The organism is Nocardioides sp. Leaf285 (genome assembly GCF_001422955.1).
Lineage (GTDB): Bacteria > Actinomycetota > Actinomycetes > Propionibacteriales > Nocardioidaceae > Nocardioides > Nocardioides kribbensis.
In genome coordinates this window covers 827,799-845,091 of the sequence record NZ_LMNH01000003.1, presented here as the reverse complement: position 1 = coordinate 845,091, position 17,293 = coordinate 827,799, and the positions used below count along the sequence as shown (strand labels likewise).

At 74.3% G+C, this 17,293-nt stretch carries 18 protein-coding genes and 1 tRNA gene; 6 read left to right on the top strand and 13 right to left on the bottom strand.

Annotated features, from left to right (window positions below):
• Positions 1 to 24 precede the first annotated feature (24 nt).
• A complete protein-coding gene (locus ASF47_RS12280; protein WP_056864232.1) occupies positions 25 to 801 on the top strand; it encodes a hypothetical protein in 777 nt (258 codons plus the stop codon).
• Between the two features lie 87 nt (positions 802 to 888).
• Here the strand turns inward: ASF47_RS12280 and ASF47_RS12275 are convergent.
• From ASF47_RS12275 to ASF47_RS12230, 10 genes are all read right to left on the bottom strand, one after another.
• A tRNA-Asn gene (locus tag ASF47_RS12275) sits at positions 889 to 961 on the bottom strand.
• An 87-nt stretch (positions 962 to 1,048) separates the two neighbouring features.
• Positions 1,049 to 1,603, bottom strand: a complete 555-nt coding sequence (locus ASF47_RS12270) for a hypothetical protein (protein WP_056864231.1) — start codon at positions 1,601 to 1,603, stop codon at positions 1,049 to 1,051.
• A complete protein-coding gene (gene dnaG, locus ASF47_RS12265; RefSeq protein ID WP_056864230.1) occupies positions 1,600 to 3,504 on the bottom strand; it encodes a DNA primase in 1,905 nt (634 codons plus the stop codon). The genes ASF47_RS12270 and dnaG overlap by 4 nt, the downstream gene beginning before the upstream one ends.
• 20 nt (positions 3,505 to 3,524) lie before the next feature.
• Positions 3,525 to 4,451, bottom strand: a complete 927-nt coding sequence (locus ASF47_RS12260; RefSeq protein ID WP_056864229.1) for a 2-hydroxyacid dehydrogenase — start codon at positions 4,449 to 4,451, stop codon at positions 3,525 to 3,527.
• 10 nt (positions 4,452 to 4,461) lie between these two features.
• The gene (locus ASF47_RS12255; RefSeq protein WP_235558731.1) at positions 4,462 to 5,730 is read right to left on the bottom strand and encodes a deoxyguanosinetriphosphate triphosphohydrolase; all 1,269 of its coding nucleotides are present in this window, start codon (positions 5,728 to 5,730) and stop codon (positions 4,462 to 4,464) included.
• A 20-nt stretch (positions 5,731 to 5,750) separates the two neighbouring features.
• Positions 5,751 to 6,704 carry a hypothetical protein gene (locus ASF47_RS12250; protein WP_056864228.1) on the bottom strand — a complete coding sequence of 318 codons (954 nt, stop codon included), beginning with the start codon at positions 6,702 to 6,704 and terminating at the stop codon, positions 5,751 to 5,753.
• A 206-nt stretch (positions 6,705 to 6,910) separates the two neighbouring features.
• A complete protein-coding gene (gene dusB, locus ASF47_RS12245; protein ID WP_056864636.1) occupies positions 6,911 to 8,077 on the bottom strand; it encodes a tRNA dihydrouridine synthase DusB in 1,167 nt (388 codons plus the stop codon).
• A gap of 43 nt (positions 8,078 to 8,120) precedes the next feature.
• Entirely contained in the window at positions 8,121 to 8,900 is a 780-nt protein-coding gene (locus ASF47_RS12240) for a hypothetical protein (protein ID WP_056864227.1), read from the bottom strand.
• 25 nt (positions 8,901 to 8,925) lie between these two features.
• A complete protein-coding gene (locus ASF47_RS12235) occupies positions 8,926 to 10,323 on the bottom strand; it encodes a glycine--tRNA ligase (RefSeq protein ID WP_056864226.1) in 1,398 nt (465 codons plus the stop codon).
• A gap of 51 nt (positions 10,324 to 10,374) precedes the next feature.
• Complete coding sequence (locus ASF47_RS12230; RefSeq protein WP_056864225.1) at positions 10,375 to 10,695, bottom strand: antibiotic biosynthesis monooxygenase family protein; 321 nt, start codon at positions 10,693 to 10,695, stop codon at positions 10,375 to 10,377.
• Between the two features lie 107 nt (positions 10,696 to 10,802).
• Between ASF47_RS12230 and ASF47_RS12225 the strand changes: the two genes are divergently transcribed.
• The 5 genes from ASF47_RS12225 to ASF47_RS12205 are packed head-to-tail and all read left to right on the top strand — an operon-like array spanning position 10,803 to position 14,776.
• The gene (locus ASF47_RS12225) at positions 10,803 to 11,819 is read left to right on the top strand and encodes a metal ABC transporter substrate-binding protein (protein ID WP_056864224.1); all 1,017 of its coding nucleotides are present in this window, start codon (positions 10,803 to 10,805) and stop codon (positions 11,817 to 11,819) included.
• Complete coding sequence (locus ASF47_RS12220; RefSeq protein WP_056864635.1) at positions 11,816 to 12,700, top strand: metal ABC transporter ATP-binding protein; 885 nt, start codon at positions 11,816 to 11,818, stop codon at positions 12,698 to 12,700. Before ASF47_RS12225 ends, ASF47_RS12220 begins: the two co-directional genes overlap by 4 nt.
• Complete coding sequence (locus ASF47_RS12215; RefSeq protein WP_056864223.1) at positions 12,697 to 13,755, top strand: metal ABC transporter permease; 1,059 nt, start codon at positions 12,697 to 12,699, stop codon at positions 13,753 to 13,755. Before ASF47_RS12220 ends, ASF47_RS12215 begins: the two co-directional genes overlap by 4 nt.
• Before the next feature lie 5 nt (positions 13,756 to 13,760).
• A complete protein-coding gene (locus ASF47_RS12210) occupies positions 13,761 to 14,234 on the top strand; it encodes a Fur family transcriptional regulator (RefSeq protein ID WP_082500246.1) in 474 nt (157 codons plus the stop codon).
• Entirely contained in the window at positions 14,216 to 14,776 is a 561-nt protein-coding gene (locus ASF47_RS12205) for a gluconokinase (protein WP_235558730.1), read from the top strand. The genes ASF47_RS12210 and ASF47_RS12205 overlap by 19 nt, the downstream gene beginning before the upstream one ends.
• 7 nt (positions 14,777 to 14,783) lie before the next feature.
• Here the strand turns inward: ASF47_RS12205 and ASF47_RS12200 are convergent, their stop codons facing one another.
• From ASF47_RS12200 to ASF47_RS12190, 3 genes are read right to left on the bottom strand one after another with little or no spacing between them, the layout of a single operon-like run.
• Entirely contained in the window at positions 14,784 to 15,569 is a 786-nt protein-coding gene (locus tag ASF47_RS12200; RefSeq protein WP_056864222.1) for an isoprenyl transferase, read from the bottom strand.
• A gap of 43 nt (positions 15,570 to 15,612) precedes the next feature.
• Positions 15,613 to 16,341 carry a DNA repair protein RecO gene (gene recO, locus ASF47_RS12195; protein WP_056864632.1) on the bottom strand — a complete coding sequence of 243 codons (729 nt, stop codon included), beginning with the start codon at positions 16,339 to 16,341 and terminating at the stop codon, positions 15,613 to 15,615.
• Between the two features lie 36 nt (positions 16,342 to 16,377).
• The gene (locus ASF47_RS12190; protein ID WP_056864221.1) at positions 16,378 to 17,247 is read right to left on the bottom strand and encodes an alpha/beta fold hydrolase; all 870 of its coding nucleotides are present in this window, start codon (positions 17,245 to 17,247) and stop codon (positions 16,378 to 16,380) included.
• Positions 17,248 to 17,293 lie beyond the last annotated feature (46 nt).

Below are 17,293 nucleotides of genomic sequence, written 5' to 3'. Positions count from 1 at the left end.
GCCGCGACACCGAAGGAGCACCCCATGACCCACGCCGACCAGCCCCGCCCGCACGACCCCCGCGACCCCGACCGGCGCGACCGGAGCGCCGCGGACCCGCACGACGACACCCGGCCACTGAGCGTCGGCGCCTGGTCGGCCGCGAGCCACCCCACCGCGCCGCCCCCTGCACCGGGTCGCGAGGAGGTCTCCGCTGCTCGCGCCGCGGACGTCGCCGGCCCGCCGCGGCCCCGCCGCCCCCGTCTCCTCGCCGGACTGGCCGCCGGCGCCGTCGCCGGCCTCGTGCTGGGCCTGGGGGTGCCGGCCCTCGCCGGGGGCTCCGGCTCGGGCGGCGGAGACGGTGACGCCGACACCGCGAGCGCCGCCATACCCGCGGTCACCCCCGGCGCCACCGGCGCCGACGCCGGCACCAGCACCGACGCCCCCGGCACCGGCACGGCGACCCCGCCGCAGGATCCCGGGGCCGGTGCGCCGCCGGCGACCACGCCCCGACCGGGCACGGCCCCGGCGCCCGACACCGCCCCCGCGCCCGGCGCCGTGCCGACCCCCGGAGGTCCGCTCTGCGAGGTCCCGGGCACGTCGGGCCCGTCCACCGAGCCCGGCGCGCCCGACGAGGACCCGCGGGCTGTCCCGACTCCCCGTGGCGGCCAGCACCCGACGCCGCCTGCTCCCCCGGCCCCGCCGGCCCCGCCGCACGACGAGCAGCCCGGCGCCGACGCTCCCGCTCCGCCCACCCGGCCCACCCCGCCGGCCGCCCCCGAGGCCAGCGACCGGATCGACCCGGGTGGCCGGCCCGGCTGACGACAGCAGCAGCGGGGCTCCGCGCTCCGGTCGTCAGGCGACGCAGAAGGCCCCGGCCCGCATCAGCGGGCCGGGGCCTTCTCTCTGCTCCCCCGGTTGGACTCGAACCAACAACCCTCCGATTAACAGTCGAATGCTCTGCCAGTTGAGCTACAGGGGATCGGTGCAGCGCGCACACATTAGCAAGCGTGGTCGGCGAGGTGAAATCGGCCTCCCCCGACCCGGCGGACCGTGCGGAGCGGCCCGCTCAGCCCAGCCCGACGGCGTCGCGCGCCGAGGCCAGCGCCTCGGCCGCCGCGGCCTGCACGACGGGATCGGTGGGATCCACGCCCTCGTCGTACTGGAAGACCCAGGTGACCTCGGAGCCGCCACCGGGAGCACGACGGGCCACGACCCGCACCCCGCGACGACCGGCGAGGGGCACGTGGCGCTGCAGCAGCACGCTCGCGGTGACCCGCTCGCGCACCAGCTCCAGCAGACGGGCGCCGTCGTCGAGGCAGAAGCGGTGCACGACGCGCGCGCCGGTGCGACCCGCGTCGTCGGCCTCGGTCACGGCCAGCGTGGAGGTCTCGGCGTCCCAGTCGGCCGCGTCCACCCGCTCCCAGCGCAGCCGCGCGGAGCGGGAGCCGTCGACGGAGACGTAGAGCGCGTCGCGGGTGCCACCGACGTCGCGGCCGTCGTCGGTGCGGGCCCAGGCCAGCAGCCGCTCGCCGCGGCCCACCTGGAGGTCGGGCCGGGGACCGTCGGCGCGGGTGCGCCACCACGGGCGGAACGCTCCGCGCAGCGCCCCGGCGAGGCTCACGCGCCCATCACCCGGTCGCGCAGGGCCCGACGGTGCTGCTCGAGGGCGGCCAGCTCGCCGAACATCCGGTTGTAGGCCTCAACGTCCTCTACCGGGTTGGTGCGCTGCAGCCGCGACTTGACCTCGGCGATGCGGCGCATCGTCGTGAGCTCGAGGAGGCGGAAGACGTGGTGGCCGACGTAGGCCGCGTCGGGCTCCTTCTCGGTGAGCAGCGGCTCGACGCCGAGCGCGGAGACCGCCGAGGAGACCTCCGGGTCGCTCGCCGCGTCGCGCAGCCGGGCGGCCCAGGCCGGGTCGCCGGCGCCCGTGGCGGTGCCACCGGCCTTCTCCACCAGCTCCCACACCGCGCGGTAGGTCGGGTGGGTGAAGTCGTTGGCGCCGATGTCGGCGGTGGTGCGGCCGATCGCCATCGGGTGCTGCACGACGAGCTTGAGCGTCTCGCGCTCCAGGGTGAAGCGGGGGTCGCGCAGGTCGGGCACCTGGCGCCGGGGCGCCGCGGGCGCGCTGTCGGCGGCGGCCGGGGACCGGTCGGCCCGGCGGTCCTGCCCCCGCCCGCCCGCTGCCGCGGCGGGACGGTTGGCGGCGCGGCGCACCTCGGCGCGCGCCTCGTCGGGGTCGACGCCGATCATCTGCGACAGCTCGCGGGCGAAGGCGTCGACCTTCGACTTGTCGCGCACGCTCGAGACCAGCCGGGCACCCTCGCGCAGGGCGTCGATGCGGCCGTCGGCGCGGTCGAGGTCGTACTTGCCGACCACGTTGCTCAGCACGAAGCGGTAGAGCGGCACCCGTCGCGCGACCAGCTCGCGCACGGCGGCGTCGCCGTCGGCGACCCGCAGGTCGCACGGGTCCTTGCCCGAGGGCTCGACCGCGACGTAGGTCTGCGAGACGAAGTTCTGGTCGCCGGAGAAGGCCCGCAGGGCGGCCTTCTGCCCGGCCGCGTCGCCGTCGAAGGTGAAGATCACCTCGCCGCGGAACTCCTCGTGGTCGTCGAGGAAGCGCCGCAGGATCCGCGAGTGGTCCTCGCCGAAGGCGGTGCCGCAGGTCGCCACCGCCGTGCCGACCCCGGCCAGGTGGCAGGCCATGACGTCGGTGTAGCCCTCGACGATCACCGCCTGGGAGGACCGCGCGATCTCGCGACGGGCCAGGTCGATGCCGTAGAGCACCTGGCTCTTCTTGTAGATCGGGGTCTCGGAGGTGTTGAGGTACTTGGCGTCGATGCGGTCGTCGTCGAGGATGCGCCGCGCGCCGAAGCCGATGGTGTCGCCGCTGGCGTCGCGGATCGGCCACATCAGCCGGCCCCGGAAGCGGTCGTAGGCCGACCGGCCTACGGCCACCAGGCCGCCGGTGACCAGCTCCTCCTGGCTGAAGGCCTTGGCGCGCAGGTGCTTGAAGAGGTCGTCGCCCCCCCGCGGGGAGAAGCCGATGCCGAACTGCTCGGCGGCGGCCTGGTCGAAGCCGCGCTCGGCGAGGAACTGACGGGCGACCAGCGCCTCGGGGGTGGCCAGCTGCTCGGCGTAGAACTCCTGCGCCTCGCGGTGGGCCTCCACCAGGCGGGTGCGGGACGGGCCACGCGGACGGTTGTCGCGCTCGTCGCCCTCCTCGCGGCGCAGCTGCACGCCGTACTTGTCGGCCAGCCGCTCGACGGCCTCCCCGAAGCCCAGGCCGTCGATCTTCATCACGAACGTGATGACGTCGCCGCCCTCCTGGCAGCCGAAGCAGTGGAAGAAGTTGCGCGCCGGGGTGACGTGGAAGGAGGGCGACTTCTCGTCGTGGAAGGGGCACAGGCCCTTCTGCGAGCCGCCGCCGGCGTTGCGCAGCGTGACGTACTGCGACACGACGTCGTCGATCCGGGCCTTCTCACGCACCTCGGCGATGCTGTCGTCTCGGATCCGGCCCACCACGGGTCGATCCTACGGCCGGGTCAGTACTCCCCCGACATCACGTTCACCAGCTCCTCGCCGGCGGCGAAGCGCTGCAGCTGCTCGCGCACCAGGCGGTGGGCCCGGGGCCACATCGCGCTACTCGCCCCACCGACGTGCGGGGTCATCAGCAGGCCCGGGGTCGCCCACAGCGGGCTGTCGGAGGGCACCGGCTCGTCCTCGAAGACGTCGCTGGCCGCGCGCAGCCGCCCCGAGGCCAGCTCGGCGAGCAGCGCGTCGGTGTCGACCACCGCGCCCCGCGCGACGTTGACCAGCAGCGCGCCGTCCTTCATGCGGGCCAGGAGGTCGGCGTCGACCAGGCCGCGGGTCTCCTCGGTCAACGGCACGACGAGGACCACGACGTCGACGTCGGGCACGAGGTCGGGCAGCTCCTCGAAGCCGTGGACGTGGCCCTCGGGCTCCTCGCGCGCCGCGCGGGCCACCCGCACCACCTCGCACTCGAAGGGCAGGAGGCGGGCCTCGATGGCCCGGCCGATGGCGCCGTGACCCACCAGCAGCACCCGCTTGTCGGCCAGCGACGGGCGCCAGCCGGCCGCCCACTCGCGCCGCTCCTGGGCGCGCACGAAGTCGGGCACTCCGCGCAGCGAGGCCAGCGTGAGGGTCAGCGCGAGCTCGGCGGTCGAGGTGTCGTGGATGCCGCGCCCGTTGCACAGCGTGACCCCGTCGGGCACGCGGCCGCGCACGGCGTCGACCCCGGCGGTGAGCAGCTGCACGACCTCGAGGGAGGACATGCGCTCCATGACCTCCACGATGCCCGAGCCCAGCTGGTAGGGCGGCACGTAGAACCGCACGTCGCCGACGGTGTCGGGCACCTCGCGGGTCGGGTCGACCCGCTCGTAGCGCAGCCCGGCCGGGGCCTCGCCCAGCTCGGAGACGTCGAAGGGCAGCCAGACGAGGGGTTCGCTCACGGCACCGACCCTAGCCACGACCCAGGAGCCGGCGGTGCCAGCCCACGGCGCTGGCGTCGGTGAGCGAGGCGACCTGGTCGACGACCACCCGCAGCCGGGCCGCGTCGTCGGGCGCCGCCGCCCAGTCGTCGGCGAAGGCCCGCTCCAGGGCGTCGGGACCGCGGTGGGCCACCAGCGCCACCAGCTCGGCCATCACCTCGCGCTGGCGCGCCATGACGGCGAGCCGGTCGTCGGTCTGCATCACGTAGTGCGCGGCCACGCCCTTGAGCACCGCGATCTCCAGCAGGGTCCGCCCGGGCAGCACCAGGTCGCCGCCGTGGCGCACGAGGGCGCCCGGCCCGGAGGCGAAGGTCGCCGCCTGCACCGCGCCGCAGAAGCGGCCGATCAGGTCGCTGGTGAGGTTCTTCAGCGCCGCCAGCGACCTCCGGCTCGCGTCGTACGGCGCGCTGGGCCAGCTCGCCTGCGCGACCAGCCCCGCGAGCACGTCGTCGAGCTCGTCGTCGTCGGCCTCGGGGAGGTACCACTCGCGCACCGTCTGCCACACCGCCGCGGTGTCGAGCGCGGTGAGCTCGATGCGCCCGACCACGATGCCGTCCTCCACGTCGTGCACGCTGTAGGCCACGTCGTCGGCGAGGTCCATCACCTGCGCCTCCACGCAGCGGCGCGGACCGTCGACACCGGCGCGCAGCCAGGCGAAGACCGGCGCGTCGTCGGCGTAGACCCCGAACTTCGGGTCGGCGGCTCCCCCCGGCCCGGCCCCGCGCGCCCACGGGTACTTGGTGCAGGCGTCGAGCGTGGCCCGGGTGAGGTTGAGGCCCACCGAGCGCCCCTCGGCGTCGGCCGACTTCGCCTCCAGCCGGGTCAGCAGCCGCAGGGTCTGGGCGTTGCCCTCGAAGCCGCCGCACTCGGCGGCGAGGTCGGCCAGCACCCGCTCGCCGTTGTGACCGAAGGGCGGGTGACCCAGGTCGTGGGCCAGCGCCGCGGTCTCGGCGATGTCGGGGTGGCAGCCCAGGGCGCGTGACAGGTCACGGGCCACCTGGGCCACCTCGAGGGAGTGGGTGAGCCGGTTGCGCACGAAGTCGTCGGTCTCGGGACCCACCACCTGGGTCTTCGCCGCCAACCGGCGCGACGCCGCGGCGTGGACCACCCGGGCGCGGTCGCGCTCGAAGGGGGTCCGCTCGGGGGCGTCGACCCGCTTCGGCGGCTCGGCCACCACCCGCTCGCGCGCCGACGCGTCGTAGCGCTCGAGCAGGTCGTCGGAGTCGAGGAGCCGGGGCACCGGCCCGACTCTAGCGGCGCTCAGTAGGTCGTGACGTGGACGTGGTCGTAGTGGTTGGCCGTGACCGAGCCACGGTCCTCCATCGCCCGCCACCCCTCGGAGGCGCGGTCGACCGACCAGATCTGCTGGGAGTAGATGATGTAGTTGACGCCCAGCTCCTGGTAGTTGGCCTGGACGAAGTCGCGCACCTGGTAGCCGAGGTCTCCCGACACCATGATGTCGATCGCGATGCCCTGGGCGTGCTCGCCGTCGCTGCGGAAGGTGCCGTAGGTGGTGATCGTCGGGAAGGCCGCGCACACCGCCTCGTGGATCGCGGCGATGTTGGGGCTGACCCCGCTCGGCACCGACGTGCCGTTGGTGCAGGTGGCGGAGCCGACGCTGCGGGCGGAGGCGACGTCGCTGGCCTCCTCGGCCACCGGCTTGTCCTCGGAGAGGTAGCCGGCGGTGACCCAGCGGGCCGACCCCTTGACGACGATCTCGACCCGGTCGCCCAGGGCGCGCCCGGTCACGAGGACCTTCTTCCCCTCGTCGAGCACACCGGTCTGGTCGGCCTCGCCGGTGGGACCGGTCCACAGGTTGAGGGGGGCGGTGCTCCACCGGGGCTGGTCGGCGCCGGCCACCGCGGCGCGGACGGCGGCGGGCGTCATCATCCGCTCGGCCGCGGTGGGCTTGGAGAGCGTCAGGCCCCGCTCGACGCGGTAGGCCGCCGTGCGGTCGGCGTCGCGGGACAGACCGCGGCCCTCGGCGAAGGCCTGGAGGGCGGCGACGTCGGTGGGCTGGACCGCCTCGGCGAGGTCGGAGGTGCCGGCCTGCTGCAGCGGCGCCGTGCCGGGGTCGGCGGTGGCGACGCCGAGGGCGACGACCGCGGAGGTGGCGAGGAGGGCGACGGGTCCGGCGACGAGGGCGGCGCGGGGACGCGGACGTCGGGTGGTGCTGCGGGCATTGGCGTCCCGCTTGTGGCGATGATCTGCCACAGCGCTGATCCTTTGCTGTTGCTGGCTCCTGCCGGGCGGTCGCCCGGCATGACGACGCCGTCCTGCGGTCGGCAGGGCGGCGGAGTTGTCGAGTGAAGCACAGACGGACAGCAGGCGACCAACCGTCGCGGGTAAAAACTGACGTGTCACCGGTCACGACCGTGCCGACCCCGACCGCCTCGACGCGACGCGGGCGGGCCGCCAGATCAGCCGCCGGAGCCCGCGTCGGCGTCCTCGGCGACCGCGCACCCGGCCCCGTCGGCGTCGTCGAGCCAGCCCTCCGGCAGCACCACCCGGGCCCGCGGCGAGCCCTGGCGCCCCCGGGGCGTGCCGAGCTCGGCCACCGGGAACGGCGCGTCGGGGTCGAGCTCGGCGAGCAGGCGGTCGAGCCCCACGAGGGTCTCCACCAGGGCCAGCGCCCGCCGCAGGTCGCCACCGGCCGGGAAGCCCTTGAGGTACCACGACACGTGCTTGCGGAACTCCTTGCAGCCGCGCTCCTCGCCCATGTGCTGGCACAGCAGCTCGGCGTGGCGGCGCATGACGTCGCGCACCTCGCCCAGGCGCGGCAGCGTCGCACGGAAGCCCTCCGCCGGCACGTCGCCGGCGAAGGCCGCGGCCAGGTCGCGGAAGAGCCACGGACGGCCCAGGCAGCCCCGCCCCACGACCACGCCGGCGGCGCCGGTGTGCTCGACCATGCGCAGCGCGTCGCCGGCCTCCCAGATGTCGCCGTTGCCGAGCACCGGCAGGTCGACGTGGGCCACGAGCTCGCCGATGGCGTCCCAGTCGGCCTGCCCCGAGTAGGCCTGCGCCACGGTGCGCCCGTGCAGGGCGATCGCGGCGCAGCCGGACTCCTGCGCGATCCGGCCGGCGTCGAGGTAGGTGAGGTGCTCCTCGTCGATGCCCTTGCGGGTCTTCATCGTCACGGGCACGTCGTACGCCGACGCGGCCCGCACCGCCTGCTCGAGGATCTGCGCGAGCAGGCCCCGCTTCCAGGGCAGGGCGCCGCCGCCGCCCTTGCGGGTCACCTTCGGCACGGGGCAGCCGAAGTTGAGGTCGATGTGGGCCACGCCGTAGTCGGCGCAGAGGATCTCGGCGGCCCGCCCGACGTAGACCGGGTCGGTGCCGTAGAGCTGCACCGAGCGCGTGGTCTCCAGCTCGTCGAAGACGAGCATGTCGCGGGTGTGCTGGTCGCCCTCGACCAGGCCGCGGCTGGTGATCATCTCGCAGACGTAGAGCCCGGCGCCCTGCTCGGCGCACAGGCGGCGGTAGGCGGCGTTGGTAATGCCGGCCATGGGCGCGAGCACCACCGGGGTGTCGACCCGCAGCGACCCGAGGGTCAGCCCCGGGTGGGGGCGGGTCGGCTGGGCGGTCATCGTCACCGGTCCATTGTCCGCCGCGCCCGCCGGGCGCCCCAAATCAGCCGTTGCCGCCCTGGCCGCCGCCCGCGCCGCCGTTGCCGCCCTGGCCCCCGCCGCCCTGGCCGCCCTGGCCGCCCTGGCCGCCGCCGTCGGAGCCCTTGCCGACGGTGGTGACGGGCCCCGACCACGTGATCGGGTTGAAGTCCTCGGTGGGCCGGAAGCTCACCGCCTCCAGCGAGCCGCCGTCGGGCACGAGGTAGACCAGGCAGACCTTCTCCTCGTCGCCGTTGCGGAACTTCTTGGGCAGCGGCGTGCTGGGGCAGGGCGTGAAGGTGCTGACGAACGACGAGGACTCGACGAGCACGTCGGCGTCGTCGACGGCGTAGAGCGGCACCCGGCGTCCGCCGAGGTCGCTGTCGCCGACGTTGGCCACGGTGGCCTGCACGAAGTAGGGCGTGGCCGCGCGGACCTGCTTGGTCAGCTCCCAGCCCTGGAAGGACTTCTCGAACGTCGTCCGCTGGACCTTCTCGACGGTGATGTCGAGGACCCCGACGCTCTTCTGGTCGGGCTCGTAGGCCACGACGGCCTCGTCGCCCAGCGAGAGCGCCGAGCCCTGCCCGGTCAGCTCGACGTCGTCGGGCACGGGCAGGTAGGGCTCACCCTCGGCCGGGGCCGAGGCACCCGCCGAGGCGCTGGTGCTGGCGGAGGCGGCGCCGGACGCCTCCGACGGCCCCGCCGCCTCGTCGGTCCCGCTGCACCCGGCGGCGGCCAGGGCGAGCACGGGCAGGACCGCGAGGGCGGCCAGGCGGGGGCGGCGGAGCGGCGGTCGAGCGGTCATCGGGTCATTGTGCACAGCGGGCGGCTCAGCAACCGACGAAACGCTGGGCGAAGTAGGCCGTGATGCCGTCGAGGCTGATGCGCTCCTGCGACATCGAGTCGCGCTCGCGCACGGTGACCGCGCCGTCCTCGAGGGTGTCGAAGTCGACGGTCACGCAGTAGGGCGTGCCGATCTCGTCCTGGCGGCGGTAGCGGCGGCCGATGGCGCCGGAGTCGTCGAAGTCGACGTTCCAGTTGCGGCGCAGCTCCGTGGCCAGGTCCTTGGCCTTGGGCGAGAGGTCGGCGTTGCGGCTCAGCGGCAGCACGGCCACCTTGACCGGCGCCAGGCGCGGGTCGAGGCGCAGCACCGTGCGCTTGTCGACGCCGCCCTTGGTGTTGGGGGCCTCGTCCTCGACGTAGGCGTCGACCAGGAAGGTCATCAGGCTGCGCGAGAGCCCGGCCGCGGGCTCGATGACGTAGGGCGTGTACCGCTCGCCGGCGGCCTGGTCGAAGTACGACAGGTCCTGGCCCGAGTGCTTGGCGTGGGTGGAGAGGTCGAAGTCGGTGCGGTTGGCGATGCCCTCGAGCTCGCCCCACTCCGAGCCCGCGAAGCGGAAGCGGTACTCGATGTCGACGGTGCGCTTGGAGTAGTGGCTCAGCTTCTCCTGCGCGTGCTCGTAGTGGCGCAGGTTGTCGGGGTCGATGCCCAGGTCGACGTACCACTGCGTGCGGGCGTCGATCCAGTACTGGTGCCACTCCTCGTCCTCGCCGGGCTTGACGAAGAACTCCATCTCCATCTGCTCGAACTCGCGGGTGCGGAAGATGAAGTTGCCGGGGGTGATCTCGTTGCGGAAGCTCTTGCCGATCTGGGCGATGCCGAAGGGCGGCTTCATGCGCTGGCTGGTCACGACGTTGGCGAAGTTGAGGAAGATGCCCTGGGCGGTCTCGGGGCGCAGGTAGTGCAGGCCCGACTCGTCCTCGATGACGCCGAGGTAGGTCTTGAGCAGCCCGGAGAACTGGCGCGGCTCGGTCCAGGCGCCGCGGGTGCCGCAGTTGGGGCAGGCCAGGGTGGCGATGTCGACCGTGTCGGGGTCGTCGATGCCCTTCTTCTCGGCGTACTGCTCCTGGAGGTGGTCGGCGCGGTAGCGCTTGTGGCACGACTGGCACTCGGTCAGCGGGTCGCTGAAGGTGTCGACGTGCCCGCTGGCCTCCCAGGTCTGGCGGGGCAGGATCACGCTGGAGTCGAGGCCGACCATGTCGTCGCGCATCTGCACCATGGACTTCCACCACTGGCGCTTGATGTTGTCCTTGAGCTCCACGCCCAGCGGGCCGTAGTCCCACGCCGACCGGGTGCCGCCGTAGATCTCCCCGCAGGGGTAGACGAAACCCCTCCGCTTGGCGAGGGAGACGACGTTGTCGACGGTGGACGGGGGCGGCTTGGCCACGGGTGCTCCTGCTCTCACGGACCGGCTGGCTGCCGGTCCTGGACGAAGCGCTCAGCCTAGCGATCGGGTCCGCTCGACATTGAGGTCGGTCCCGGGCTCGACGACCTCGTAGGCGCTCGGCTCGTCGAGGGCGCGGTAGAGCACCGGCACGGCGTGCAGCTTCACGTCGTACGACGACAGCGCCCGGCGGTAGGCGCCGACGTTCTCCCACCGCGTGGTCAGCACCCACAGCCCGGGGTCGTCGACGTTGCGGCCGATCGTCGCGCCGACGTGGCCGGGTCGCGCCGCGAGGGCGTCGCGGGCGGTCTCGAGCGCGATGCGGAACGAGCCCTGCTCCTCGGGGGCGACGCGGAAGCGGTTGACGACGATCACACCCCGACCCTAGGTCAGCCCTAGGTCAGCCCGGGGCCAGCCCGGGGCCAGCCCGGGGCCAGCCGGCGATTTTGACAATCGTTCTCAGTGGGTCGAGAATCGTTCTCATGACTTCGCGTGCCACCCGAGCCACCCGCCCCGTCCGACAGCGGCTGCTCTCCCCCGCGGTCGCCGGCGTCGCCGCCCTCGCGCTGAGCTCGTGCGCCGCCTTCTCCGACGACACGGGCACCGCCTCCGACGACGGCGACGTCACGGTCGCCGCAGCCTTCTACCCGCTGCAGTTCGTCGCCCAGCGCGTGGCCGGCGACCGCACCGAGGTCGCCAACCTCACGAAGCCGGGCGGCGAGCCCCACGACCTCGAGCTGAGCGTCGGCCAGACCGCCGAGGTCGCCGGCGCCGACCTGGTCGTCTACGAGGCCGACTTCCAGCCGGCCGTGGACGCCGCCGTCGAGCAGAACGCCGAGGGCGCCACGCTCGACGCCGCCGAGGTGGTCGGTCTCGAGCCCTTCGCCGACGAGCACGCCGAGGAGGAGCACGCGGACGACTCCCACTCCGAGGAGGAGCACGCGGAGGAGGAGCACTCGGAGGAGGAGCACGACCACGGCGACCTCGACCCCCACTTCTGGCTCGACCCGGCGCGGCTGGCCGAGCTCGGCGACGCCGTCGCCGAGCAGCTCGCCGAGATCGACCCCGACGGCGCGGAGACCTACACCGCCAACGCCGCGACCCTGCGCGAGGACCTCGAGACCCTCGACGGCGAGCTGTCCGAGGGCTTGGCCGACTGCGAGCGCTCGACCATCGTGGTGTCCCACGACGCCTTCGGCTACCTCGGCAAGTACGGCATCGAGGTCGAGCCCATCGCCGGGCTCTCCCCCGACGCCGAGCCCACCCCGGCCGACCTGGCCCGCCTGCAGCAGATCATCGACGAGGACGGCATCACCACGGTCTTCTCCGAGCGCCTGGTCTCGCCCGCCCTCAGCGAGTCGCTGGCCCGCGACAAGGGCATCGAGACCGCGGTGCTCGACCCGGTGGAGGGCCTGAGTGACGAGACCGCCGACGAGGACTACCTTTCCCTGATGCGTGAGAACCTCGCGGCCCTCCGGACCGCCAACGGGTGCCGGTGACCCCCGCCGTCCCGGCCGCACCGACGCCAGCGCCCGAGCCCGGGGCCGACCACACGGTCGGCCCCGGGCTCGAGGCCGTGGTGCGACTCGTCGACGGTGCCGTGGCCATCGCCGGTCGCCCGGTGCTGCGCGGCATCGACCTGACGGTGTCGCGCGGCGACTTCGTGGCGCTCATGGGCGCCAACGGCTCGGGCAAGTCCACCCTCGTGCGGGCGCTGACCGGCCTGCGACCGCTGACCACGGGCAGCCTGGAGCTCTTCGGCCACCCGTTGGAGCACTTCGACGAGTGGCGCCGCGTCGGCTTCGTGCCGCAGCGCACCGGCGCCGCCTCGGGCGTGCCGGCGTCGGTGTGGGAGGTGGTGGCCTCCGGGCGGCTCACCCACCGCCGCCTGCTGCGCCCGCTCGGGCGCGCCGACCGCCGCGCCATCGCCGACGCGCTCGAGGTGGTCGGCCTGGCCGACCGGGCGCGTGACGGCGTCTCGCAGCTCTCCGGCGGCCAGCAGCAGCGCGTGCTCATCGCGCGGGCGCTGGCCGGTGAGCCGGAACTGTTCTTCCTCGACGAGCCCACGGCCGGGGTCGACCTGCCCAACCAGCACGCCCTCGCCGCGTCGCTGGCGCGCCTGAAGGAGCGCGGCGCCACCGTCGTGCTCGTCGCCCACGAGCTGGGCCCGCTGGCCCCCCTGGTCGACCGGGCGGTGGTGATGCGCGACGGGCGCGTCGTCTACGACGGCACCCCCCTGGCCGACCACGAGGTGCACCAGCCCTGGCTGGGCGAGGCCCACTCCCACCACCACGCCACGCACCGCGACCGCGCCCGTCACGACCACGCGCCCCACGTCGCCTCACCGCTCGGGACCCACCCGGAGGAGCACCACCGATGAGCACCCTCGAGCTGTTCTCACTGCCCTTCATGCAGCGAGCCCTCATCGCCGCGGTCTTCGTCGGGCTCGCCGCCCCGGTCGTCGGCACCTACCTGGTGCAGCGGCGCCTGGCCCTCATGGGCGACGGCCTCGGCCACGTCGCCGTCACCGGCGTCGCCCTCGGCCTGCTCACCGGCACGTCCCCGACCTGGACGGCCGTGGTGGTCGCGGTGCTCGGCGCGGTGCTGATCGAGGTGATCCGCGAGCGCGGCCACACCAACGGCGACGTCGCACTCGCGCTGCTCTTCTACGGCGGCCTCGCGGGCGGGGTGCTGCTGACCGGGCTCGGCGGCCAGAGCGCCTCGCGGCTCCAGACCTTCCTCTTCGGCTCGATCACCACGATCTCCGTGGCCGACGTGGTCACGACGATGGTGCTGGCCGCCGTCGTCGTGCTCCTCGGTGTCGGTCTCTCCCCGCAGCTCTTCGCGGTGGCCCAGGACCAGGAGTTCGCCCGCGTGGCGGGCCTCAACGTCCGGGCCTACAACCTGCTGGTGGCGGTGATGGCCGCGGTGAGCGTCACGGTGGCCATGCGCACGGTCGGCCTGCTGCTCGTCTCGGCGCTCATGGTGGTGCCGGTGGCCACCTCCCAGCAGCTCACCCGCTCCTTCCGCACCACCCTGGTCGCGGCCATGGCCCTCGGCACCGTCGCGTCGCTGGGCGGGCTGGTCGTCTCGGCGCTGGTGCCGGCCGGCACCTCGGTCTCCCCCGGGCCGACCATCGTGCTGCTCGCCCTGGCCGGCTTCGTGGCCACCTGGCCGGTGGGGGTGTGGCTGCGCCACCGCGAGCAGCTGCGGGCGCCCTTCCCGGTGGACCCCGACGCCCCCGACGGCGCGGTCGCGCCCCTGTGCCCCGAGGTCGTGCCCGGACCCGCCGACCACCGCCACGACGAGGAGCACGCCGACCACGACCACGGGCCCGACTGCGGGCACGTCGCCGTGCCCCACGGCGACCACGTCGACTACGTTCACGACGGACACCGCCACGCGCCGCACGGGAGGCACTATGACGAGCACTGAGCCCCATGACGAGCACTGAGCCGCCGACGACGGACCGCGCCGACCAGCAGACCGCCCAGGAGCCCGCCCAGGAGCCCGCCCAGGAGCCCGCTGCGAGGCCCGCGCTGCGCCCGACCCGCCAGCGTCGTGCCGTGAGCGAGGCGATGGCCTCCTTCGAGGACTTCCGCTCCGCGCAGGAGATTCACGAGCTGCTGCGCAACCGCGGCGAGGCGGTCGGCCTGGCCACCGTCTACCGCACGCTGCAGCGCCTGGCCGACGCCGGCGAGATCGACATGCTGCGCAGCGAGGACGGCGAGGCCATCTACCGCGCCTGCTCGACCACCCACCACCACCACCTGGTGTGCCGCTCCTGCGGACGCACCGTCGAGGTGGAGGGCCCCGCCGTCGAGCGCTGGACCAGCGCGATCGCCGCCGAGCACGGCTACGGCGAGGTCAGCCACACCCTGGAGATCTTCGGCACGTGTCCGGCCTGCCGCTAGACCCCGCGCCCGTCGAGGCGCCGCGCACCCCGCTCCAGGTCGTCGTCATGGGTGTCTCGGCGACGGGGAAGTCGACCGTGGCCCGCGGTCTCGCCGACGACCTGGGCTGGCCGATGGTGGAGGGCGACGACCTCCACCCCGAGGCCAACATCGCCAAGATGGAGGCCGGTGAGCCCCTGACCGACACCGACCGCGAGCCGTGGCTGGACCGCATCGCCGTGGCCCTGCGCAGCGACGTCGAGGCCGGTCGGCCCGGCGTGGTGACCTGCTCCGCGCTCAAGCGGTCCTACCGCGACCGGCTGCGCGCCGGCGCGCCCGACGTGTTCTTCGTGCACCTCCACACCGACCCGGCGGTGCTGCGGGAGCGGATGGCGCGCCGTGAGCGGCACTTCATGCCCACCTCGCTGCTCGACAGCCAGCTGGAGACCCTGGAGCCGCTCGACGCCGACGAGCAGGGCGCCGTGGTCGACGTCGCCCCGCCGGTCGAGGAGGTCGTAGCCGAGGCCGCCCGTGTGGTGCGGGCGCGGCTGTCGTCGCCGTGAGCCCGCGCTACCCCTCGGTCGGGTTCGGGAGCGCCCCGCCGTACCTGCGGTCGCGCGAGGCGTAGATCTCGATGGCCCGCCACAGGGCGCGGCGGTCGACGTCGGGCCACAGCACGTCGGTGAAGACCATCTCGGCGTAGGCGGCCTGCCAGAGCATGAAGTTGGACAGCCGCTGCTCCCCGGAGGTGCGCCACACCAGGTCGGCGTCGGAGAGCTCGGGCACGTAGAGGTGGCGGGCGAAGGTCTTCTCGGTGATCCGCTCGGGGTCGAGGCGTCCTGCGGCGACCTCACGGGCGATGGAGCGGGCGGTGTCGGCCAGCTCCGCGCGTCCGCCGTAGTTGACGCACATGGTCAGCGTCAGCACGTCGTTGTCGCGGGTCAGCTCCTCGGCGACCTGCAGCTCCTTGACCACCGAGCGCCACAGCCGCGGGGTGCGACCGGCCCACCGCACGCGCACGCCCAGCTCGTGCATCTCGTCGCGCCGGCGGCGGATCACGTCGCGGTTGAAGCCCATCAGGAACTTCACCTCGTCGGGCGAGCGTGACCAGTTCTCGGTGGAGAAGGCGTAGGCCGACACCGCCTTGACGCCCATCTCGATCGCGCCCTCGACCACGTCGAAGAGCGAGGACTCCCCCGCCTCGTGGCCCTTGGTGCGAGGCAGGCCGCGCTCCTTGGCCCAGCGCCCGTTGCCGTCCATGACCACCGCGACGTGGCGGGGCACCAGCTCGCGGGGCACGGCGGGGGGCCGGGCGCCCGAGGGGTGCGGGGTCGGGGGACGGACGTCGCGCTTCACGCAGCAGACCCTAGGACCCGCGGGCCCGGACACCGGTCGCGGCTCACCGCTCGACGTGCTCCATCGAGCGCAGCCCGCGCTCGAGGTGCCAGTGCAGGTACGCCGCGACCAGGCCGCTGGCCTCCTTGCGGGTGCGGGCGTCGGCGGCGGCGACGGCCGGCCAGTCACCGGCCAGCAGCGAGCCGAGCAGCTCGAGCGTGGCCGGCGCGGGGCTGGCCGACCCGGGCACCCGGCAGGTCGCGCAGAGCACCCCGCCCATCGCGTGGTTGAACCAGCGGTGCGGGCCCTCGACGCCGCAGCGGGCGCAGTGGTGGAAGGACGGGGCGTAGCCGGCCACCGACAGCGAGCGCAGCAGGTAGGAGTCGAGCACCTGCCCGGGCCCCCGGTCGCCCGAGACCATCGCCCGCAGCCCGCCCACGAGCAGCAGGAACTGCTGCAGCGAGGGCTCGCGCTCCTCGGTGGCCAGCCGCTCGGCGGTCTCGAGCATGACGGTGCCGGCGGTGTAGCGCTCGTAGTCCAGCCCCACACCCGCGGCGAAGGGGTCGAGGGTCTCGGCCTGGGTGATCGTGTCGAGGTTGCGCCCCTCGGCGAGCTGGAGGTCGACGTGGGTGAAGGGCTCCAGCCGCGAGCCGAACTTGGAGGTGGTGCGCCGCACGCCCTTCGCCACCGCGCGGACCCGGCCGTGGTGGCGGGTCAGCAGGGTGATGATGCGGTCGGCCTCCCCCAGCTTGTGGGTGCGCAGGACGATCGCCTCGTCGCGGTAGAGGGGCACGCCCCCCATTGTGCCCGCCCCGGGGTCGCCCGGCGCTCAGGCGCCCGGACGCGGGCGGGTGCGGCGCGAGGCGCGGGGGCTGCGCCAGCAGGCGGTCGCGAAGTCGGCCGCCGCCCGGTCGAGCCGAGCGGGGGCGACCCGCCACTCCAGGATGCTGCGGGCCCGCACGAAGGTGGCGTGGGGCATCTCCTCGGCCAGCATCGCCGCATCGGCCGCCGGGTGGATCGGGTCGGCGGGGTGGCCCACCACGAGCGCCGGCGCCTGGATGGCGCGCCGCTGGCGGGAGGAGGGCGCCACGCGGCCGAAGAACAGCCCGTGCACCACGGCGGCGACGCTGTCGGCTCGCTGGTCGAGGGTGTCGAGCACGATCCCGACCCAGAAGGGCACCAGGCCGCGCGGCACGGGGCGGGTCAGTCGCCGGACCCCGTTGACGGTGAAGGGCAGGAAGCGGGCGGCGAAGAGCACCGGGGCGAAGGCCAGGATGCCTGCCTCGACGGCGTTGTCGAGCACGGGCATCTCGAGGATCAGGCCGCGCACCCGGTCGGGGGCCTCCACCGCCACCTCGAGCGAGACGTTGGCCCCCAGCGACGTGCCTCCGACGACCGCCTGCGGCGCGCCGAGGTGGTCGAGCAGCGCCACGACCTGCTCGGCGAAGGCGGTCATGGAGTAGGCCAGCGGGTCGGCGGGCCGGTCGGAGCGGCCGTGGCCGAGCAGGTCGACGGTGACGACGTGGAGGCCCTCGGCGGCAAGCGCGCGCGCCAGCGGCTGCTGCATGCGCCGGGGCATGAGCTGGCCGTGGATCAGCACGACCCACGAGTCGCCGCCGCCGTACTCGGTGTACTCGATGCGGTCGCGGCCCGACTCGCCCTCGAGGAAGAACTGACCGATCCGCTCGGAGACCAACATGGCGCGAATGTACTGCGAGCGGCTCCGGCACCGGGAAGAATGCCCG